The organism is bacterium (genome assembly GCA_040757115.1).
Taxonomy (GTDB): domain Bacteria; phylum UBA9089; class CG2-30-40-21; order CG2-30-40-21; family SBAY01; genus JBFLXS01.
This window is the reverse complement of sequence record JBFLYA010000444.1, coordinates 1-1,289: the sequence shown is the minus strand read 5'-3', so window position 1 is coordinate 1,289 and position 1,289 is coordinate 1. Positions and strand designations below refer to the sequence as shown.

General features: G+C 31.8%; 1 protein-coding gene. It reads right to left on the bottom strand.

The genetic code is table 11. The features are described 5' to 3' along the window. Nucleotides 1–133: 133 nt before the first annotated feature. Complete coding sequence (locus AB1422_19520; GenBank protein ID MEW6621491.1) at nt 134–325, bottom strand: hypothetical protein; 192 nt, start codon at nt 323–325, stop codon at nt 134–136. Nucleotides 326–1,289 lie beyond the last annotated feature (964 nt).

The window sequence follows — 1,289 nt, the reverse complement described above, 5'->3', positions numbered from 1 at the left end:
TTGTTTTCCACAATCAATTTCTACCTATTTCTATAAATTTCAATCTATTTCTATTATCTTATCTCCATATCACTCTTATCTCCTTATCCCCTTTCTTACACTTTTGATATATAGCCTGAACAGTTACTCACAATTAATATTTTGCCACTCCGATATGTCCACCGCGCTGATACGAAGACCGAAAACCACTCTGAATCTTTGCTACTTTTTTCTGCAGATTCTTTAAAAAAACTATCGCCTTATCCTTATCACCATCTTCACAAATACCAATTAATTCTATAATTTCTTCTGGTGTAAGCAAAATATTTGTTTCCTTTATCTCCATTTCTCATTCCAAAAATCTTGGACTTTTATCCATAGTTAGACTAACTGGAGTTTCGTGAATTTATTCATCATGGTTTAACCATAACCTTGCAATATAAATTCCAAATCACAAATTCCAAATTCCAAATAAATTCCAAGCACCAAATTCCAAAACCTATTGCTTTATCAATTTTGTTAAAGGGAGTTGAATATTTTGCTCAATAATGTCAGATTTAGGTTTTTCAATAATTGAAGGACACACCTCTAACCCCTCTCAAGAGGGGAATATAACTCTTCTTTAATTCTATTGCCTCATTGAAAAGCACTTCTCCTTCTTTTGTTTGGAATTTTGATTTTTGGTTATTGGAATTTATTTGTAATTTGGAATTTGTGATTTGGAATTTTGTAATTCACTCACTATTTTTTGCAACTCATGGTTTAGCCATAACCTTGCAATAATTCCTCTTCCTTGTGTTTTCAGGGGATTTCAATCTTCTAAAAATCACGAAACTATAGACTAATAATATTAGCATAAATATTTTTAGAGGTCAAATGTTAAAAATTTATATGGGGATAAATTTTTTTTATTAATAGGATGTGGTTCATAAGAGGTAATCCTTTACCGCAGAGACGCAAGAGTTCGCAGAGAGGAAAATATCTTTTTTTTCGCGTTTTTCGGTGTTAAAAAAGGCTTAAAAACAGTTAGTCAAAACTAAGTATTAAAAGATTAATAAACAACGAAAGACCCGAAATGCACAAAAAAAAAGAAAATTTCTGTCTCTGGTGAATAGATTTTAATTCTTTCTCTGCGTCTCTGTGTCTCTGCGGTGAGAACGGTTACCAGTTTTTACATGCAAAATTTCGACCTGTGAAATAGGTCTATCCTTTTTATTTATGCAGCCTTTTTTAGCTCAAAGAGTATCTGCCTCTTCTTAATCCAATTATCTTGTTCATTGTTTTGGTGCAAGGTAATAACTGAAGCCAAA